The sequence below is a fragment of the Yinghuangia sp. YIM S10712 genome, from assembly GCF_051388935.1.
In the GTDB taxonomy this organism is placed as follows: Bacteria; Actinomycetota; Actinomycetes; order Streptomycetales; family Streptomycetaceae; genus Yinghuangia.
Genome location: NZ_JBPKBI010000013.1, coordinates 23,839 through 41,541 on the forward strand (window position 1 = coordinate 23,839; position 17,703 = coordinate 41,541).

Below are 17,703 nucleotides of genomic sequence, written 5' to 3' on the forward strand. Positions count from 1 at the left end.
CCCCCTCGGTTGGGCAGGGTGTTACGACTTCTGGATGCCCGAGACGTTCCACAGCACGCCGCGGACGCCGTCGACCTCGACCAGGAGGCCCTGGCCGTGCTGCGCGACCGCGAGGTACCACACGCCCGGGTTCAGGGAACCGGTCGGCGCGTTGGTCTGCGCGTCCACCAGCTCACGCTGGTCCGGCACCGAGAACCAGTACGGCTGGAACGACGGGTCGGCCGCAGGCGCGGCCGCCGCACCGGCGGGAGCCGCCTGGGCACCGCCGAACTGACCGGGCTGGCTGCCGCCGTAGGGGGCACCGCCCTGCGGGGCACCGGAGAAGCCGCCGGCGGGCTGGCCGCCGTACGGAGCGCCGCCCTGCGGGGCACCCGCACCCGCACCGCCGCCGAGGCCGAGGGGGGCCTTGAGGGCGGGGACCATCTCGGTGGCGATGACGGCACCGGCGAGGATCAGAGTCGCGAGCAGGATGAAGATGGCCCCAATACCGGCGTCGATGCCCTCCGGGCCGCCGGCGATCGTCCAGATCGCGTACAACGGGGACACCACGGCGAGCGGGGTTGCCCACTGCCGCAGGTTGAGGCCGAGGAACACCACCGGGCGCGGCTGCAGCCCGCCGACGATGAACAAAATCGCGGCGACGACCGGAACCAGGACCAGCGATGCAGCCGCGCCGGGGATGGCTTCGTTGTCCCAGGCATTGACCGAGTCCGACTGGCCCATGTACTCGGTCTCGAAGTAGGCGAGGAACGAGAAGATGAAGATCAGCAGTGCCGCAAGCGCGACAACCGCATCACCGCGCGTGAGTTTCTTGATGTCCACTAGTTGGGGTCTCCTCCCGAGGGGGATGGGCGCCGCCAAGGTACGGGGGCGACCAAAATTGCCGCACCGACCGCGCCCCCGCGCGCTGCCGGTGCCTTGGGGTTGAAGGCTTCCGGTCGGACACTGTGCCAGATCCGGTCGGGGGACGTGCCCCGCCGGTCGGGGGGCGACGTGACGGGGCCCGGTTTGAGGTGAAAAAGTTCGTTTGCTATTGGTGCCTTGTTACTCTCCGCAGTTACTCTCGGCGGTCACTCGCCGCGCTGGATGCCCGAGGCGTCCTGGAGCACCCCCCGGACTCCGTCGACCTCGACGACGAAGCCGTCGCCCGCGGCGTCCACCGCCAGATACCAGGTGCCCGGCACCAGCGTGGCCACCGGGGTCTTGTCGAGCCCGCCCACCGGCGCGAGCGGACGCGGCTCCGGCACCGCGAGCCAGAACTGTGCGAACTCCGGCTCGGCCTGGGGGTCTGCCTGGGCGTCTGCCTGCGCATCCGTCTGTGCGTCCGCCGGCGGCCCCGCCGGTGCTTCGGCGGGAGACGGCGCGGCCTCGGCAGCCGGTGCTGCCCCGGGGGGCGCGGCAGCGGGCGCTGCCGCAGGAGTCGCCGCAGCGGCCGCCGCGGGGGCCACGACCGGGATCCCCCCGGCGTGGGTCATCGGCGGCGGCATCTGCGACACCGGCGTCCCCGGCGGCACGACGGGTGCGGCGAAGCCGCCGGTCGCGCCGTACGGTGCCATGCCGGGCTGTCCCGCGTAGCCGGGCCGGCCCGGCTGCTGCGGGATGTAGCCGTGCGGGTAGGCCGGGGCCGCGACGAACAGCGGGTACGCCAGCGCCGGAGAGCGGTCGATGACCATCATCAGCAGCGCCATGAGCACCGTGAACGGCAGGATGACGAACGCGCCGAAGCCGTGTTCGAGGTCGATGCCCTGCATCTCGAACCCGAAGTCCGCGTTGCCGAACACGTTGCCGCCGAGCGACCACAGTGCCGCCCACGCCGCGACCACACTGAACGCCGTGGCCCACTGACGCAACGTCAGCCCGCCGACCGGGCGCTGGTCGGAGTTCACCATGTAGCGGTGCGCCACGAGCAGCACGAACGCGATGATCGGCAGCAGGACGACCACTGCCATGAGCGGCCAGTGGTCCTGGGCCCAGGCGTTGACCGTGAAGTCGTCGCCGGAGGAGCTGCTCGAACTGTCGTAGTCGAAGTCGTCCTCGTCGAAACTCGAACCGCCGCCGGGGCCACCGCCCGACGCCGACGCTTTCATGTACGGCGCGAACGAGAAGCCGAAGATGAGTCCGACGCAGACGAAGACAAGGCCGTCTCCCCGTGTGAGGCCTCTTGGGTTCACGATGCTCCTCTGGGTCGTGATGGGGACGTGGACGCGAGCGCTCCCGGATGTCCCCGAGGACGCCGCGCGTGCGGAGTGCGGCCGGGTGACGCGGTGTTCGGGTCCGGGGAGCTTACGGATGTTTCAGGTGCGTTGGTGCGTAGGGGGCTTGTGTCAAGACCCCTTCGACAGGAAGTCGCGGATGCCGAACGCGATGCCCTGCGCGGCTTTTTGCCGCCACGCGGGATCGCTCATCCGGGTCGCGTCCTGGGCATTGCGCATGTTGCCGCATTCGATGAAGACCTTCGGCACGGTGGACAGATTCAGCCCGCCCAGATCGTCACGTACGTCGATGCCGTCCTGCCCGATGTAATTCGCCGGGCCCGTACCGGTGTTCTCGGCGAACGCCGCCACCAGCGCGTCGCCGAGCGCGCGCGAGGGGGCGGCTATCGGCCGGGTGTCGGCGGTGCCGGCGATCACGGCGTCCGGGACGATCACGTGGAAACCGTACGCGGTCGGCCCCGCTCCGTCACCGTGGATCGACACGACCGCATCTGCCCGCGCCTCGTTGCCGACGCGCGCGCGTTCGTCGATGCACGGTCCCCACGGGCGGTCGTTGTCCCACGTGAACACGACCTTGGCACCGAGCCCGGTGAGCAACTGGCGGGCGCGGTTGGCGACATCGAGGGTGAACGCGGCTTCCGTGTAGCCGGAGTTGCTCTGCGTGCCGGTCTCGTCGCAGTTCTTGTCGAAGCCGCCCGCGTCGACCTGGCGGCCGATTTCGCGAGTGTGGCGCGCATTGCCCGGATTGTGGCCCGGGTCGATCACGACGGTCTTCCCGGCCAGCGGCGCCGAGTTCGGCGGAACAGCAGGAGAAGCGGGGGCGGGGGGAACGGCCGGCCCGGATGCGGACGCACCCGGTCGGTTCGCGGTCGCCTGTGGTCCGTCCGCGTTGGGCGAGGCACCTGACGGTGTGTCGACTCCCTTGCCGGGCACGGTGGTTGCGGCCTGTGAGGAGACCGGTGGCGAGGTCGCCGCGGCGGACGCGGTGCCGCCTGAGTCGTCGTTGCGCCACTCGACCGCGAGTGCGGTCGTTCCGATCAGCGCCAGCGCCGCGACCGCGACGCCGACCGTCACGCGCGTGCGACCTCGGCGGGGCTCGGAGCGGTCACGCGCACGGCTGGACCTGGGGGCCGGAGGGCTGTCCCAGGGCTCCCAGGGTTCTGACGGGTCAAATGGCAAGTTCGGTCCTCGTCGGCAGTCCGTAACGGGTCGCGATGTCGTTCCACGCCCGTACGAACGCTTGTTTGGCAGCTGTTGCCCGGCCGCTGGCGGCGTCGCCGGCGGCCTTGTCGGCCTCGCCCGCGCCGCAGCCGTCAGTCGACTGGGCCTCGGCCCATGCAGCGTAGTGGTCATCGGCCGAGGCGGATTCCAGCCAGGCGGTGCGCAGTTGTTCCAGCGCCGGTTGTACCTCGGGAAGAGCGTCGAACTTGAGCGTGTTCAGTTGCTCGACCAGTGACCTGCGCGTCACGGCCGCGTTGTTCAGATCGGCGTACGCCGAGTCGAGTGCCGTGCACGCCTGGGCGTTGTTGACCGCGGCGATCACCGACTGCCGCGACGATCCGCTGTGGTCCAGCAGGTTGCTCAGCGCGCGGGCCTGCTCGCCCGGGTCGGCGGACGGCGAGGCGGAGGGGGACGGCGACGGTGACGCGGAGGGTGAAGTGGACAGCGACGGTGTCCCGTTTCCGCCGGACGGTGTCGGCGTGGGCGTCGGGCCTGTCCCCGTCGCCGATCCGGTCTGTCCGGTCGGCCCGCCCGAGGCGTCCGCGACCGACGCCGTGTCGTCGTCGCTCCACGGCTGCCACACGACCACGGTGACCGCCGCCGCGATGAGGGCCACTATCACGGCGATGACCGCGAGCGTGCGCACCCGGTTGTCGCCGCCGGAGTCTCCGGAAACGTGCGGGGGCGAACCGCCGCCCGGGGGCTGGTCGTACGGTGGCGCGATGCGCCCCGGCCCGGTGGGCGGCGCCGACGGGATCGCGTTCCACGCGGCGCCGGGCGCGGTCGGCATGCCCGCGACGGTGGCCGACCCCGGGCCGCTGCCGTACGGCCCGTTCGCACCCTGAGTGGGAGTGCCGGGCCCGCTCGCGCGAAGGTCGGTGCCTTTGGGCGGCGTGCGGCTGCCCGCCGCGTCGGCGAACGTGGAACCGCGCGGCATGGGCGGAGGTTCTTGGCTGCGCGCGAACCAGCCGGGCGCCTGCGGGTCGTAAGGCCGCGGTTCGGCGGCCTGGGCACCCGGGGTCTGTGGGGGCGCCTGCGGACCGGGAGCCTGCCGTCCCGGGCCCGGCCGTCCCGGACCCTGCGCGCCGGGACCGGGCGAACCGGGCGAACCCGCCGTCTGTGCGGGCAGGTTGCCGAGCGCGGTCGGTGGCGCCGGATGCCGCGACCCCGGCGGGGAATCACCGGGGCTGCGAGGAGCGTCCGGCGTACCCGGGCCCGCCGTGCCCGGCGGAGTCCCCGCGGCCCCCGGATTTCCGCGCACCGCACCGGCGTTCGGCCCGCCGCCCGGTCCGCCCAAGTGCACGTTCGGGGCCTGCGTCGGACGCGGTGGAGGGGTACGCCGGGGCCTGGGCGCCGGGTCGACCACACTCGGCTGCGTCGCGGTCGGCTCGTCGTCGGCGGGTTCCGGGCCGACCGGATTCGGCGGTCGCCCAGCGCGCGGACCGGCACCGGCAGCCCGGTCCGGCGGAGCGGCGGCGGACGCCCCTTCCGCGGTCGACGGAACCGACGGGCGAGTCACCCAGCGGCGCGTCGCCGCATCCCAAACCCGCTCGTACTGCTCGCCCTCGGTCATGTCGATCCTGTCACGTACGGACCTTGTCGGGGCACACAGTGTCCCGCCTCGGACACACCTGTGTCACTGACTTGCCTGATGTTTGCGGGGCTTCCCTCGCGCACGGGGGCGCAGCCCGTCGTGCCAGGCGTGCGTGTCAACCCCGTTCGCGTTCAGATGCCGTGTCCCGTACGCCGCAGCACCCGCAGTGACCCGTGTCCCGCCGACTCGGTGAACGCCCCCGACGCGAGTGCCCGCAGATAGACCCGGTACGGCGCCTGTCCGCCGTCGTCCGGATTCGGGAACACGTCGTGGATCACCAGCAGTCCGCCCTGCGCGACGTGCGGCGCCCAGCCCTCGTAGTCGCCGTTCGCGTGCTCGTCGGTGTGGCCGCCGTCGATGAAGACCATGCCGACCGGGGTGTTCCACAGCGGCGCGATCGTGCGCGAGCGGCCCACCAGGGCGACGACGTGGTCCTCCAGTCCCGCGCGGTACAAGGTGCGCCGGAACGTCGGCAGGGTGTCCATCGCACCGACCTCGGGGTCGACCAGCGTCGGGTCGTGGTACTCCCAGCCGGGCTGCTGCTCCTCCGAGCCCCGGTGGTGGTCGAGCGTGACCACCACCGTCCCCGCGTCGCGGGCCGCGGCCGCGAGCAGGATCGTCGAACGGCCGCAGTACGTGCCGAGTTCGAGCAGCGGACCGACCTTGGCCGCCTCGACCGCCGCCGCGTACAACGCCGCCCCCTCGTCGGCGGGCATGAACCCGACCGCCGCGTCGAAGGCGTCCAGTACGCGGGGGTCGATCGCGCCGGTGGCGGTGGAGCGGTCCGTCATGCGCGTCCCCTGCTCTGAGGCGTCGCCCCGGCTGCTCCGGGGCGTGTCGGCGATCATCCTGCCCCAGCCGCGCGGGCGCGTGCCGTGGCGAGGGCCACATCCGCGGCGATCGACAGGCCCTCCCCCTTGGGTGGAACACGTTCTAGCATCGCGGGAGTCGGACGCCGCGTGCGCGGGTGTTCGCCATGACAACTCGTCGAAATGTCCATTTGCGCGTGGTGGGAGGCAGGGCCAGTGAGCGACTCAGGGGCCGGCAGGGTCTTCATCGTCGGCGTCGGCATGACCAAGTTCGAGAAGCCGGGCAGCAGGGACTGGCAGTACCCCGACATGGCCAAGGAGGCGGGGGAGAAGGCACTCGCCGACGCGGGGATTTCGTACGACCTCGTCGAGCAGGCGCCGGTCGGTTACTGCTCCGGCCCGTCCACCCAAGGTCAGCGGGCGGTCTACGAACTCGGCCTGACCGGCATTCCCGTCTACAACGTCAACAACAACTGTGCGACCGGCTCGTCGGCGCTCATGATGGCCCGTCAGTTCGTGCAGGGCGGCATCAACGACTGTGTGCTTGCCCTGGGCTTCGAGCGGATGTCCAAGGGCGCCCTCGGCGGCGGCAGCGGCAGCGGCGACATGGCGAGCAGCCCGGTCGGCCGGCACTACGGCATCATGGCGAAGAAGTACCCGTTCGTCGCCGCCCCGCCCGCCGCGCAGATCTTCGGCAACGCCGCACGCGAATACATGGAGCGGTACGGCGCCACCCAGGAGCAGATCGCGCTCGTCGCGGTCAAGAACCACCGGCACTCGGTGGACAACCCGTACGCCCAGTTCCGCGACGAGTACTCGCTCGAAGACGTCCTGGCCGCCAAGGAGATCCACGCGCCGCTGACCAGGCTCCAGTGCTCGCCCACCTCGGACGGCGCCGCCGCGGTCGTCGTGGCGAGCGAACGGTTCGTCCGCGAACACGGGCTCCAGGACAAGGCCGTCGAAATCGTCGCCCAGACCATGACCACCGACACGGCGGACAGCTTCGACGGCTCCGTCGTCAACGCCGTCGGGAAATCCATGTCCCGCCTCGCCGCCGACCGCGTCTTCGCCGGGTCCGGTCTGACCATCGACGACGTGGACGTGATCGAACTGCACGACTGCTTCTCGATCAACGAGATCCTGACGTACGAGGCGTTGGGCATGGCCTCCGACGGCGAAGGCGCCAAACTCGTCGCCGAAGGCGCCACCACCCACGGCGGCAAGTGGGTCGTCAACCCGTCCGGCGGCCTGATCTCCAAAGGCCATCCTCTGGGCGCGACAGGCCTGGCCCAGGCCACCGAGATCACCTGGCACCTGCGCGGCGAAGCGGAAGCCAGGCAGGTGGCGGGTGCCGAGATCGGCCTCACCCACAACATCGGCCTCGGCGGCGCCGCGGTCGTGGGCCTGTACCGGCGCGCCCGGTTCTGAACCCCGGTCGTACGGCCGACCGGTGTTCCTGCGGCATTCTCTGAGCCGGGCGATGCGGCGGCCCGGGCGAGCCGCGCCCCACCACGCCGTCCGTAGTGTCGGGGACGACCTCGGAGGCAGGCGTCGCGCGGACTCGCGGGCCGGGTGCTGTCAGTCCTGCTTGGGGCAGCCTGGCCACACCCCGTTGTCGAAGCAGTAGCCGAACGAAATCTTCGTCAGCCGGCCTGTCCCGTCCTCGTTCGGGACGCCGTAGTAGCCGAGGTCCGGACGGCAATCGGATTGCGCGTACACGAACATGGTGGCGCCGCTGCGGTTCCAGAACGACAGGGCGTCCTGCCGGTCCGGGATCGCGAAGCACTGGTTGAACGCGCCGTTGGGCCACACGGTGATGGCCGTTCCCTGGAAGTCCGACATCGGCCAGAGACAGCCCGCCCCCGCCGGGCAGGGGGGTGCGGCAGCGGCCACGCCGGCCCCCGGAACCGGTCCGAATGTCAGGAACGCCGCCGACGCCAAAACCGCCAACGCGGATCTCAAACGCACAAGAGTCTCCTTCCGCCGTGTGCGCTCAGGGTGACCGGTTGGTTGCAGCCGGTGCCATCCGCCGAATGGGGGATACGGCGGCCGCGGCCGCCGGGACTCGGCGGGCTACTACCGGTCTGCCGTGCCCCGGATGACGAGGGCGGAGCAGTTACCGCCCAGGCCGTTGCCGGCGGAGACGGCGTAGGGGACGGCGGCGCTGATGCCCTTGCCGATGACGTGGCGCAGGTTGCAGTCCTCCGCGGGGTTGGTCAGACCGACCGTGGGCGGGACCTCGCCGCGGCTGCCGGCGAGCATCGCGACGATGATCTCGAAGGCCCCGGCCCCTCCTCCCATGTGGCCCGTGCTGCCCTTGACGGAGCCCACGTACGGCGCGTCGGGTCCGGTGCCGAAGACGGTGCGTACCGCGTGGGCTTCGGCGCGGTCGTTGGACACGGTGCCGGTGCCGTGCACGTTGACGTATCCCACGTCGGACGGCGAGATGCCGGCGTCGTCCAGGGCTTCGTGCAGGCAGTCGATGTGGCTGGGGGCCGCGGCGGGCAGTTCCGCCAGGTCGAAGGCGTCACCGCGCTGCCCGTAGCCGAGGAGTTCGCCTTGGATGCGGGCGCCGCGCCGCCGTGCGTGTTCGTACTCCTCCAGGACCAGGATCGCGGCGCCCTCGCCGATGACCGTGCCGTCCCTGTCCTGGTCGAAGGGGCGGCACGCACCGGTCGGGGAGATGGTGCCGAGCCGGCTCAGGGCCACCACGGTCGGAAGGTTGACGCCTGCCTCGCCACCTCCGGCCAGCATGACGTCCGCCCGGCCTTGGCGGATGCGGTCGTAGGCGGCGATGACGCAGTCGGTTCCGGCCGCCGAGGCGCTGCTGACCGTGATGAGCGGGCCGCGCAGGCCGTAGCGGATGGAGACCACCGAGGTCGCCCCGTTGGGGACGGTGGAGGGCAGCAGCCGGGGCGACACACCCCGAGGGCCCGTGTCACGCAGTTTGTAGAGCTGTTCGGCGAGAAACGCCCCGCTCAGGTAGGCGGTGCCGACCGACGCCCCATAACGGGGATGGCCTGGCTCCGCCCGGTCTTTGGAGGAGATCTCGTTGCGGGCCAAAGGCAGTTCGGCGTCACGGACCGCCAGTTCCGCGGCGGCCACGACGTACTGCTGCCAGACGTCCAGGATGAAGGTGTCCCGTCGGCTGATCGTGTAGCGGCCCGGTTCGAACGACGGAAGTTCGGCGGCAGCGTCCGCACGCAGGCCGGTGGTGTCGAACCTGGTCGTCTTACCGATCGCCGTCGAGCCCTCCATGAGTTGCTGCATGACCTTGTCCGGGTCGTCACCGAGTGGGGTGACGACGCCGATTCCGGTGACGACTACGCGCCTGCGCATGGCTGTCCTTTCCGGTTGCGGGCGTCCTGGCGGTGGTGGTGAAAGATCGTCAGGTGACGCCTTGCGCCCGGTCGGCCAGGAGCGCGGCCAGTTCGTCGACGGTCATCAACGGCATTCGCTTCACGTCCGCCGACTCCAGTTCCACTCCGAACTCGGTGTAGAACCGGGTCTCCAGCTCGGTCAGCAGCAGCGAGTCGATGCCCAGCCCGCCGTCGCCGATCAGGACGCCCCCGGTGATCGGGCCGTCCGAGATCTGCCACTCGCGGAATGTGTCGGCCAGGAAGGTCTGCATGTCATGACTCATGAGGTCACTCCTTCGAAGAGCACAGGCCCGGGCGTGCGCACAAGGGCCTCGGGGACAAGACGGCGGAAGACATCAGTGCCGCGTCCCGAGCGGACGAGGCGGGCGGCAACGGGCGGCAACGGGCGGCCCAGGGCGGGCACTTCGGACGCGGTGCCGTGCCCTCGTCCGTATATGACCGCCTCTTTGCCGGGAGGAGGCCCGATCACGAGGTGATGTCGCGAACCAGGGCGCGCTTGTCGACCTTGCCCACGCTGGTCAGGGGAAAAGAGTCGTAGACGAGGACCGTGTCCGGGATCTTGTACGCCGCCAGTCCGCGGTCGCGCAGGAAACCGGCCACGTCGGGCGGCGTCGTACCGTGCCCGTCACTCAGGACGAGGCAGGCGCAGGACCGTTCTCCCAGTCTGGCGTCGGGTACGGCGACGAGTGCGGCGTCGAGGATCGCCGGATGGGCGCGCAGGTGGTCCTGCACCTCGTCCGCGGAGATCTTGGTCCCGGCCCGGTTCACCAGGTCCTTCTCCCGGCCCTCCACCACCAGTCGGCCGTGGGGGGTGAGACGCACCAGGTCACCCGTGCGGTAGAAGCCGTCGGAGGTGAAGGCGAGGCGGTTGTGCTCGGGCGCGCGGTAGTAGCCCCGCAGGGTGTAGGGCCCGCGGGTGAGCAGGCTGCCGACCGTGCCCGGCGCCACGTCCGTGCCCTCGGCGTCCACGATGCGCAGTTCGTCGTCCGGGCTCAGCGGCAGGCCCTGGGTGGTGACGACCGTGTCCGTGTCGTCGTCCAGGCGGGTGTAGCTGAGCAGGCCCTCGGCCATGCCGAAGACCTGCTGCAACGCGCCGCCGAAAGCCTCGTCGATCTTCCGTGCCGCCGCCTCGGACAACCGGGCGCCCCCGACCTGGAGCACCCGCAGCGAGCTCAGATCCCAGCGGCTGCGCGCCGCGGCCTGGGCCCACTGCGCGGCCAGCGGCGGCACCGCCGCCGTGATGGTGACTCGGAACCGTTCGATTTCGGCGAAGACATCCTGCGGCCGACTCGACGCCGACAGCAAGGCGGTGCCTCCGGCGTACAGCGCGCCCAGTACTCCGGGACACGCGAGCGCGAAGTTGTGGCTGACCGGCAGAGCGGCCAGGTAGACACTGTTCTCGCCCAGGCCACAGACCTCGGCACTGGCGCGCACGTTGTAGAAGTAGTCGTCGTGTGTACGCGGAATGAGCTTGGGAACTCCGGTGGTTCCGCCCGAGACCAGCAGCAGGGCGGGGTCCTGCGCTCGGGGCGGCGGGATCGCCATCGGCTCCGCGTTGATCTCGTCCAGCGGCGTGTGTGCCCCTGCGTCGCCCGCGACCAGCACATGCCGCAGCGACGGCGCCTCGGCCACGACCTCGTCGGCCAGTATGCGGTAATCGAACCCTCGATCCGGGTCGGTGTCCGCCACGACGTAGGCCACCGCGTCCGTGCTCCGGCACAGGTGAACGGCCTCCGCCCTGCGGTACGCGGGCAATCCGAGCACCGGCACCGCGCCCACCCTGAAGAGCGCGAACAGAACCACGAGAAACTCGGGGACGTTCGGTAACTGGACAACCACACGGTCTCCGCGGGCGATGCCAAGACCGTCGAGACCCGCCGCGAGTCGGTCACTTCGGCGGTCCAGTTCGGCGAAGTCCCAACACTGGTCGCCCCAGCGCACGGCGGGTGCGTGTGGAGACTTGCGAGCCCGCTCACGCAGCAGCTCACCCAGGGGCAACCCCTGCCAGTAACCTGTGCGCCGATAACGCGCGGCGAAGACTTCGGGCCACGGAACAACGTCCATCACACACCCCCGTGAGAGTCCTGATCACCAGGTCGACACCGCGCTCGTTACGTGGGGCCGCGCAACGCCCTGACCACCATGAGCCCCCCGTGATGCCCACCACTACGAGCCGGTTCCCGTGCTTGTCGAGTACGCGTATCCCCCGCCCCGGAATCGGTACGGCAGCTTCCGACGACGGCCCACGCCCGCCGGATCCGCTCGGCGGGATCCTTGCGGGCCCGATCAGGCCGATGATCTCCGTGTCGACCACATCACTGGCATCAACTGTCCGACAAGTCTCTTCTCCCCACAGCCGTGAGTGTATCGAACTCGCTTTCGCTGCATAGGACTTGATCCAGTCAGGGCGACATCTGGCCGCCGGCGGCGAGCGCATGGACGGTCGCGGAGCGGGAGTTCCCGGCGACGGGCGGGCAGCCCGAGGGGCCGTGGTCGGCGGGCCCCTCAAATGTGGCGTGATACGGCACTAGCCTGGGGGCTCGCATTCGGGACCGGCTCGGCCGTTGGGGTTTGGGTGCGCGGTCTCGACAAGGAGGGGACACAGTGCGTCGTTTGATAACGACGGTCGTCGGGTTCGCGGTTGGGCTGACCTTGTTCGCCGGTCCGGTCGCGGGGGCCGAGCCGTCGGGCGGGTCGGCGGCCGGTGCCGGGTCGGCGGTCGTGGCGGCCAAGGAACTGCCGCCGGTGAAGGGACCTCAGGCGCCGGCGCCTGAGGCCAAGCCGAAGAACCCTGCGGCCAAGGCTCCTGCGGCCACCACCAAAACCAGCACGAAGAAGAAGAAAAAGAAGAAGAGCAAGGCCGGGATCTTCGCGATCGTCGGAATTGTTGTCGTGGTCCTTCTGGTCGTGGTGGTGTTCCTGCTCGTGAAGCGGAAGTCACGCAACTAGCGTCGAGTCAGGGGCCACGGCCGACGTGCGGCAGCACGCTTCGCCGCGGGCACGGGTTTCCGAGACAGCCTGCGGCCGCCGTACGAGCTCGTGATCGTACGGCGGCCGAAGACGTGGCTCTTACGCGGTCGCGGGGTGCGGCGGTGCTACCGGTCGGCCTTCAGCGCCGTGGTGAGCGAGGCCCAGGACGGGGCGGGGATGGTGAGGTGGCCGCGGTCAGTGTCCTTGCTGTCGCGGACGGGGACGATGGCGGAAGTGCGGGCGGCGACTTCCACGCAGTTGCCGCCGTCGCCGTTGCTGTAACTGCTCTTGCGCCACGCTTGTGTGCCCAGGGTGAGGGTCGTGCGAGTCATTAGAGCTGAACTCCTTTAGGGCCGCGCGGATCATCTCCGCTGACGCTTCCGGTGGCAGGGCGACTGCTCGGAGGCGATCGTATGTCTGCTCATACTCCGACGCGCCCACCGGGTCTTCAACGAGCTCCCCGGATTTGAATCCTTCCAGGTACGCGACCAGCGACCGATTGGGCAGGGTGAGCAACGTCAACGAGCCGCCCAACGCAGGGTGTTCGCCCAGTTCGTACGGCACTACTTGGAGGGTGACCACTCGGTTCTCCACTGCTTGAAGCAGCGCTTTGAGCTGGATCACCATGGCCTGTCGGCCCCCAACAGGCCGATGGAGCACAGCTTCATCGAGTACCACCCAATAACGCGGGCGGCCGAGACCAACAAACCGGGCTTGGCGCTCCAGGCGAGCAGCGACTCGTGTTTCGACTTCGTCAGGGGACGCGTCAGGCGAGTTGCTTTTGATCAGCGCCCGTGCATAGTCCGGAGTTTGCAGCAACCCCGGCACGACATGCGCCGCGTACTCCTCAATCTGCTCCGCCTTCGCATCCAGATCCATGAACCGCTTGTACCGGTTCGGATGCACGTCCTTCCGCGCGGCCGGATACATCCGCAGGAACATGCCGTCAGTCTCGAAGAACGCGTCCAACTGCTCGGAGAGCCCCGGTGGTACGGGCGTCTCGCCGCGCTCGATATCAGACAAAAAGGCTTTGCTCCGGTGAAGGTTTTTCGCCAGAGCGTCGAGCGACGACCCCGCGGCGAGCCGCAGGCGTCGAAGTTCCGCGCCGTACAGGCCGCGTGGTGACGACGGATCGAGTTCCCGCAGGTGAGCGGCCAAAGCATCTCCCTTCCAAATGTTCGCGCGTGGTGGCTCGAACATGTGGCTCTCCCCAATCGTATGCCGGATGCGCAACCGTCGATACACACACAGTGAACATCGCAACGACGGATCGGACACCATGCAGCAGACGGCACCGGGCCGCCACACGGCCACACACGCGACCCATGCGGCGCGGCAACTTGCGATGGCGATGCGGGCGGCAGGCTTCGATTTCCCGCACATCCAGCCGGGGTTGCTGCCCGACGGATCTGCGGGCGTCGAACTCGGCGTGATCCCGGACGCGTTCGCCGCCCGATTCGCGGAGTGGATCGAGGAGCGCGCGTGAACGCCGACGAACAAGCGTCCGACGAGACGCTGGTTCGACCGTACGTCCTGCGCAGCGTCAGGCCCGCACCCTTCGCCACGCCTCCGCACTCGGCACCCAAGTGGGAACCGCTCGCCCAGTACCCGCGCGTCGTCCTCATCGCCTGGGGCGTCGACCAAGCCCACGTGATGCGCGCGATCAACCGTGCTCGCGACCACGCCTCGGAACGAGCACTCGCCATCGTCGACACCGTGGCCAGTTACGGCCGTTCCGTGCGCGAGGCGCCCTTCGCCGACAAAGCCGCACGCTTGGCCTTCGCCCGCGAAGTCGACTACGGCCACGCGTGGTGGCTGATCTCCGACGGGGTCATCCCTCCGGAGGAGATTGCCGCCGTCCAAGCCCGCCGGCGCGAGGGGTGGTTCCGCGAGCCGGAGTTGCGCTCATACGGTTCGGGAGCCTCCGCGGACCTTCGACAGCGAAGTGCGACGGGCGCGGATAATTGAACTGCTTGCCGAGGGCTTCCGGCGGCTCGCGATTCCTCGGCGAGGAATGCGGAACCGACTCTCACGCTTTATTCACTGCTATCCAATTTGCGAGGTACGGCCTTCGGGCAGGTCGACAGGTTGTCAGTACCATACGCAAATGGTTGAACACAAGGCGCTCGCCGCGCCCTTCGAAGTGCCCCCGCCCAAGTACGCGAGACTCGCGCGAGCGGTGCAGGAGCGTATAGAGGACGGGACGTATCCGGTCGGTGCCTTGCTTCCGACGGAGGCGGCGTTCGCCGAGGAGTTCGGGTGTTCGCGGCCCACGGTCGTCAGGGCCTTGGAGATCCTGGCCCGCAACGGCTGGCTTCGGGCCCAGCAGGGCCGGGGGCGGTTCGTGCTCGCGCGCCGCGCCGCCGAACCGGAGCGTCGGGGCACGTGCCTGTTGTCCCTCGACGAGGCACCGGCCGGAACTCTGCTCAGAGTCGGATACGTCGTCGCGTCGCCCCGGGTGCGGGACATGCTGAACCTGCCGGACGGAACGCCCGTTCTGGTCCGCCGGATCCTTGTGCACGCCGATGGCAGGCCGGCCGAGCTCATATCGACGTATTTCCCGCTGCCGGTGGTCGAAGGCACGAGCCTGGGCTCGGAGGCACTCGTTCCGGGCGGGCTGAGAGCCCATCTTGAGGACCGCAAGGGCATCCGCCTCGCACGTGCCACCGAGGCCGTGACGGCTCGGGCCGTCGACGAGAGCGAGGCGGAGGCGTTGGAAACAGCGCCCGGAACTCCCGCGCTGCTGATCTGGATCGCCGTCATCGATTCGGCGGGAAACCCGGTCTTCGCGGTCGAGAACATGCTTCTTCCGGGGCAGCGCGAGTTGGAGGCCTCGTACGCCCTGGGCTGAGTCGAGATGAAGAAAAAGGCCTTATTGACCGTTTGACAGGTCAACCGGAGCTGCCAAGAATATTCGCACTGCTTCCCGGGTGGATCCCTTGATGTCAATCGGTCAGGCCATTTATCCCATAGGCGCCAGGGCATAGTGAATTCGTCGTGCCGAATTTACCATTCCGGCATGAACGATGACCGCCACGGACTGGGATTGGGGTTGGGCGCATACGGGCTGTGGGGGCTTTTTCCGCTTTACTGGCCCCTGCTCGATTTCGCGGGTTCCGTGGAACTCATCGCCCACCGCACGGTGTGGTCGCTCTTTCTTATGATCGGGTTTCTTGCGATACGGGGACAGTGGGCGTGGATCCGGGGAGTGGTCCGCGCACCCGCCCTGCTGGGCAGAATCTGCCTTGCCTCCGCCGTGCTTTCGTTCAACTGGTGCGTCTACATCCACGGCGTCAACAGCGGCCGTGTCGTGGAGGCGGCGCTGGGCTTCTTCGTCGCACCACTGGCCATCGTGGGGACAGGCGTCCTCCTGCTCGGCGAGCGATTGCGCGCGACACAGTCGGCGGCGGTGGCCCTGGGGCTCGGCGCGGTGCTCGTCCTGATCGCGGCGTACGGACACGTGCCGTGGATCGCGCTCGCGTTGGCGGGCTCGTGGGCGGTGTACGCGTACCTGAAAAAGACCGTGAAGCTGCCGGTGGCACACTTCATGACGGTCGAGATCGCCGTGATGTTCATTCCGGCGTCCGCCTGTCTGGCGTGGTTGGCGTGGCGCGGCACCGGCACATTTGTCGCAGCGGGAACCGGAAACTCCCTGATGCTCATCACCACCGGCCTCGCGGTGACTCCGCTGCTGCTTTTCGCCGCCGCCGCACGCAGGGTGTCCCTGAGCACACTCGGCTTACTCCAATATCTGGAGCCCGCCATGCAGTTCGGCATCGGAGTCGCCATCCTGCACGAACCGATGCCGACCGCCCGATGGATGGGCTTCGCCCTTGTCTGGGCCGCGCTGCTCCTCCTCGTGCACGACTCCAGGCGCTCGACTCAGATGGCATGACCGGGCGTTGTCCGGGGGTAACCGGCAGGGCCGAGCCCGAGCCGGCCGGTGAGCGGTGACGTGTGTGGCGCCCGATGTGCGGGCAAATTCTCCTCCGGAAGGAAGGTTTCCGCTACCGGGCGCCGACATGTGGCCTACTGTCGGTTGCGTTACCGTGGAAGACATATGCGTCAAAACGGCGTCAACGGTACCTGTGGGGAAGGGTGGCCGATCATGCTCAGCGCACGCGGCATACTCCAGGAAATCCACCGCGACGACGACGCGTTCCGGTTGTTCTGTAGCATCGCCGCCAAAGGTGAGAGCCAAGGCGGTTGGGAGAACGCCCGGATCGCGGCCCTCGTCCCCGACGCCGAACTCGCGCCCAAGGTCGCGCGGCACGGCGCCGACGAGGACAAACACGGGCGAATCTTCCGTGCGATGCTGCATCGGCGCGGGCTCGAACCGGTCGACGTGCCACCCGAGACCGACTACTGCATGCTTCTCGAACGCCAGGGCATCGGGCTCGCGCACGAGCGCCTGAAGCGCGACGAGCCGATGACCGAAGCCGACATCGTCGACTACCTCGTGCACAGCCGCGTCACCGAGCAACGCGCCGCCGAGGACATGCGGTTGCTCCGCCGCTATCTCGGCGACGATCCCGACGTCGGACGCGGCATCCGCATGATCTGCGACGACGAGGAGAACCATCTCGCGTACTGCCACGAGGAGTTGCTGCGGCTCTCCGACAACGGCGGTGCGGCGCGCATCAAGCGGGCGTTGCGCAAGACCGCGCGGGCCGAGATCAAGGTCAACCGCGACGTCAGCCTCGCGGTCATGGAGCACATGGGCCGCATCCTGCGCTGGCCCCGGGCCCAACGCGCGCTCCTGAAGGCCGGCATCCAGGCGACGTACCTGTACGACCGTCTCTGGGGCACGCGCCGCATGGTCACCCTGCGTCCCCCGGAACGCCGCAACGCGATGGCCCCCAAACCCGGTTCCACCCAGCCGAAGTTCGCCTGACCCCACGGGCACGGCCCGCCCGATACGTCACCCGCGCCCGGGGCCGGACGGGCGCGGTGGCGTCATCGGGCGGCATCGGGCCAGGCGGAGCACGGGTGCCTGCCGGAGACACGCGCCTCGGACCTGAAGGCCGCGAACGCCCCGCACGTCACTGCGGCACCGCGGTCTCCGCGGCGAGCCAGGCGAGGTACGCCGGGCTGCCCGCGGTGATCGGGGTGGCGATGACTTCGGGGACGTCGTAGGTGTGCTCGGCCTTGATGTGGGCTTCAAGGGCGGGGTAGCGCGCGGCGGTCGTCTTGAAGACGACCTGCCACTCCTGTTCGCGCTGCACCTCGTCCTCCCAGCGGTAGACACTGGTGATCGGGCCGACGATCTGCGCGCAGGCGGCCACGCGGGCGCGGACGGCGGAGTCGGCGAGCGCTTCGGCCGCCTCGGCGGTGCCGGTCGTGGTGAGGACGGTCACGTAGTCGGTCATGCGGCGAGCGTAGTCGGGCCGCCTGACCGCGAGATGGGCGAGTTGCGTTCTTTGCTCCCGGTCTCGGATCGCCAACACACGTCCCGCGGCCGGGATTTCGGCGTGGCGGCCGTCGTGAGATCGACTTCTCCACTCGGTGGAAACCTC

General features: G+C 69.5%; 19 protein-coding genes. 7 read left to right on the forward strand and 12 right to left on the reverse strand.

The window, feature by feature from the left end:
- Positions 1-21: 21 nt before the first annotated feature.
- From ACRX5W_RS23405 to ACRX5W_RS23425, 5 genes are all read right to left on the reverse strand, one after another.
- On the reverse strand, positions 22-822 hold the full coding sequence (locus ACRX5W_RS23405; protein ID WP_436790235.1) for a hypothetical protein: 801 nt from the start codon (positions 820-822) through the stop codon (positions 22-24).
- Between the two features lie 248 nt (positions 823-1,070).
- Complete coding sequence (locus ACRX5W_RS23410) at positions 1,071-2,171, reverse strand: hypothetical protein (protein ID WP_436790236.1); 1,101 nt, start codon at positions 2,169-2,171, stop codon at positions 1,071-1,073.
- A gap of 153 nt (positions 2,172-2,324) precedes the next feature.
- Positions 2,325-3,287 (reverse strand): N-acetylmuramoyl-L-alanine amidase, encoded by a 963-nt coding sequence (locus tag ACRX5W_RS23415; protein WP_436790237.1) that lies wholly within the window; start codon positions 3,285-3,287, stop codon positions 2,325-2,327.
- A gap of 94 nt (positions 3,288-3,381) precedes the next feature.
- On the reverse strand, positions 3,382-4,371 hold the full coding sequence (locus ACRX5W_RS23420; protein WP_436790238.1) for a hypothetical protein: 990 nt from the start codon (positions 4,369-4,371) through the stop codon (positions 3,382-3,384).
- Between the two features lie 788 nt (positions 4,372-5,159).
- Positions 5,160-5,819 carry a class I SAM-dependent methyltransferase gene (locus ACRX5W_RS23425; RefSeq protein ID WP_436790239.1) on the reverse strand — a complete coding sequence of 220 codons (660 nt, stop codon included), beginning with the start codon at positions 5,817-5,819 and terminating at the stop codon, positions 5,160-5,162.
- A 234-nt stretch (positions 5,820-6,053) separates the two neighbouring features.
- On the opposite strand from ACRX5W_RS23425, the gene ACRX5W_RS23430 reads away from it, so the two are divergent.
- Positions 6,054-7,265, forward strand: coding sequence for a thiolase C-terminal domain-containing protein (locus tag ACRX5W_RS23430; RefSeq protein WP_436790240.1), 1,212 nt, complete (start codon positions 6,054-6,056; stop codon positions 7,263-7,265).
- Between the two features lie 150 nt (positions 7,266-7,415).
- On the opposite strand, the gene ACRX5W_RS23435 is transcribed toward ACRX5W_RS23430, so the two are convergent.
- From ACRX5W_RS23435 to ACRX5W_RS23450, 4 genes are all read right to left on the reverse strand, one after another.
- Complete coding sequence (locus ACRX5W_RS23435) at positions 7,416-7,805, reverse strand: peptidase inhibitor family I36 protein (RefSeq protein WP_436790241.1); 390 nt, start codon at positions 7,803-7,805, stop codon at positions 7,416-7,418.
- A 108-nt stretch (positions 7,806-7,913) separates the two neighbouring features.
- The gene (locus ACRX5W_RS23440; protein ID WP_436790242.1) at positions 7,914-9,176 is read right to left on the reverse strand and encodes a beta-ketoacyl-[acyl-carrier-protein] synthase family protein; all 1,263 of its coding nucleotides are present in this window, start codon (positions 9,174-9,176) and stop codon (positions 7,914-7,916) included.
- Positions 9,177-9,225: 49 nt separating this feature from the next.
- The gene (locus ACRX5W_RS23445; RefSeq protein WP_436790243.1) at positions 9,226-9,480 is read right to left on the reverse strand and encodes an acyl carrier protein; all 255 of its coding nucleotides are present in this window, start codon (positions 9,478-9,480) and stop codon (positions 9,226-9,228) included.
- A 202-nt stretch (positions 9,481-9,682) separates the two neighbouring features.
- Positions 9,683-11,281 carry a (2,3-dihydroxybenzoyl)adenylate synthase gene (locus ACRX5W_RS23450; RefSeq protein WP_436790244.1) on the reverse strand — a complete coding sequence of 533 codons (1,599 nt, stop codon included), beginning with the start codon at positions 11,279-11,281 and terminating at the stop codon, positions 9,683-9,685.
- 540 nt (positions 11,282-11,821) lie between these two features.
- Between ACRX5W_RS23450 and ACRX5W_RS23455 the strand changes: the two genes are divergently transcribed.
- The gene (locus tag ACRX5W_RS23455) at positions 11,822-12,166 is read left to right on the forward strand and encodes a hypothetical protein (RefSeq protein ID WP_436790245.1); all 345 of its coding nucleotides are present in this window, start codon (positions 11,822-11,824) and stop codon (positions 12,164-12,166) included.
- Between the two features lie 146 nt (positions 12,167-12,312).
- On the opposite strand, the gene ACRX5W_RS23460 is transcribed toward ACRX5W_RS23455, so the two are convergent.
- Together ACRX5W_RS23460 and ACRX5W_RS23465 are read right to left on the reverse strand one after the other, a co-directional pair.
- Positions 12,313-12,441: a DUF397 domain-containing protein gene (locus ACRX5W_RS23460; RefSeq protein ID WP_436790246.1), complete on the reverse strand. Its 129-nt coding sequence runs from the start codon at positions 12,439-12,441 to the stop codon at positions 12,313-12,315.
- Positions 12,383-13,345, reverse strand: a complete 963-nt coding sequence (locus ACRX5W_RS23465) for a helix-turn-helix domain-containing protein (protein ID WP_436790381.1) — start codon at positions 13,343-13,345, stop codon at positions 12,383-12,385. Before ACRX5W_RS23465 ends, ACRX5W_RS23460 begins: the two co-directional genes overlap by 59 nt.
- Positions 13,346-13,466: 121 nt before the next feature.
- Between ACRX5W_RS23465 and ACRX5W_RS23470 the strand changes: the two genes are divergently transcribed.
- The 5 genes from ACRX5W_RS23470 (at position 13,467) to ACRX5W_RS23490 (ending at position 17,081) form a co-directional block, all read left to right on the forward strand.
- On the forward strand, positions 13,467-13,673 hold the full coding sequence (locus tag ACRX5W_RS23470) for a hypothetical protein (RefSeq protein WP_436790247.1): 207 nt from the start codon (positions 13,467-13,469) through the stop codon (positions 13,671-13,673).
- Positions 13,670-14,155, forward strand: a complete 486-nt coding sequence (locus tag ACRX5W_RS23475) for a hypothetical protein (RefSeq protein ID WP_436790248.1) — start codon at positions 13,670-13,672, stop codon at positions 14,153-14,155. The genes ACRX5W_RS23470 and ACRX5W_RS23475 overlap by 4 nt, the downstream gene beginning before the upstream one ends.
- 139 nt (positions 14,156-14,294) lie before the next feature.
- Positions 14,295-15,038 carry a GntR family transcriptional regulator gene (locus tag ACRX5W_RS23480; protein ID WP_436790249.1) on the forward strand — a complete coding sequence of 248 codons (744 nt, stop codon included), beginning with the start codon at positions 14,295-14,297 and terminating at the stop codon, positions 15,036-15,038.
- Positions 15,039-15,206: 168 nt separating this feature from the next.
- Complete coding sequence (gene rarD, locus ACRX5W_RS23485; RefSeq protein ID WP_436790250.1) at positions 15,207-16,082, forward strand: EamA family transporter RarD; 876 nt, start codon at positions 15,207-15,209, stop codon at positions 16,080-16,082.
- A gap of 213 nt (positions 16,083-16,295) precedes the next feature.
- Complete coding sequence (locus tag ACRX5W_RS23490; protein ID WP_436790251.1) at positions 16,296-17,081, forward strand: ferritin-like domain-containing protein; 786 nt, start codon at positions 16,296-16,298, stop codon at positions 17,079-17,081.
- A gap of 148 nt (positions 17,082-17,229) precedes the next feature.
- Here ACRX5W_RS23490 and cutA read toward each other — a convergent pair whose 3' ends face one another.
- Entirely contained in the window at positions 17,230-17,556 is a 327-nt protein-coding gene (gene cutA / locus ACRX5W_RS23495) for a divalent-cation tolerance protein CutA (protein WP_436790252.1), read from the reverse strand.
- Between the last annotated feature and the right edge of the window lie 147 nt (positions 17,557-17,703).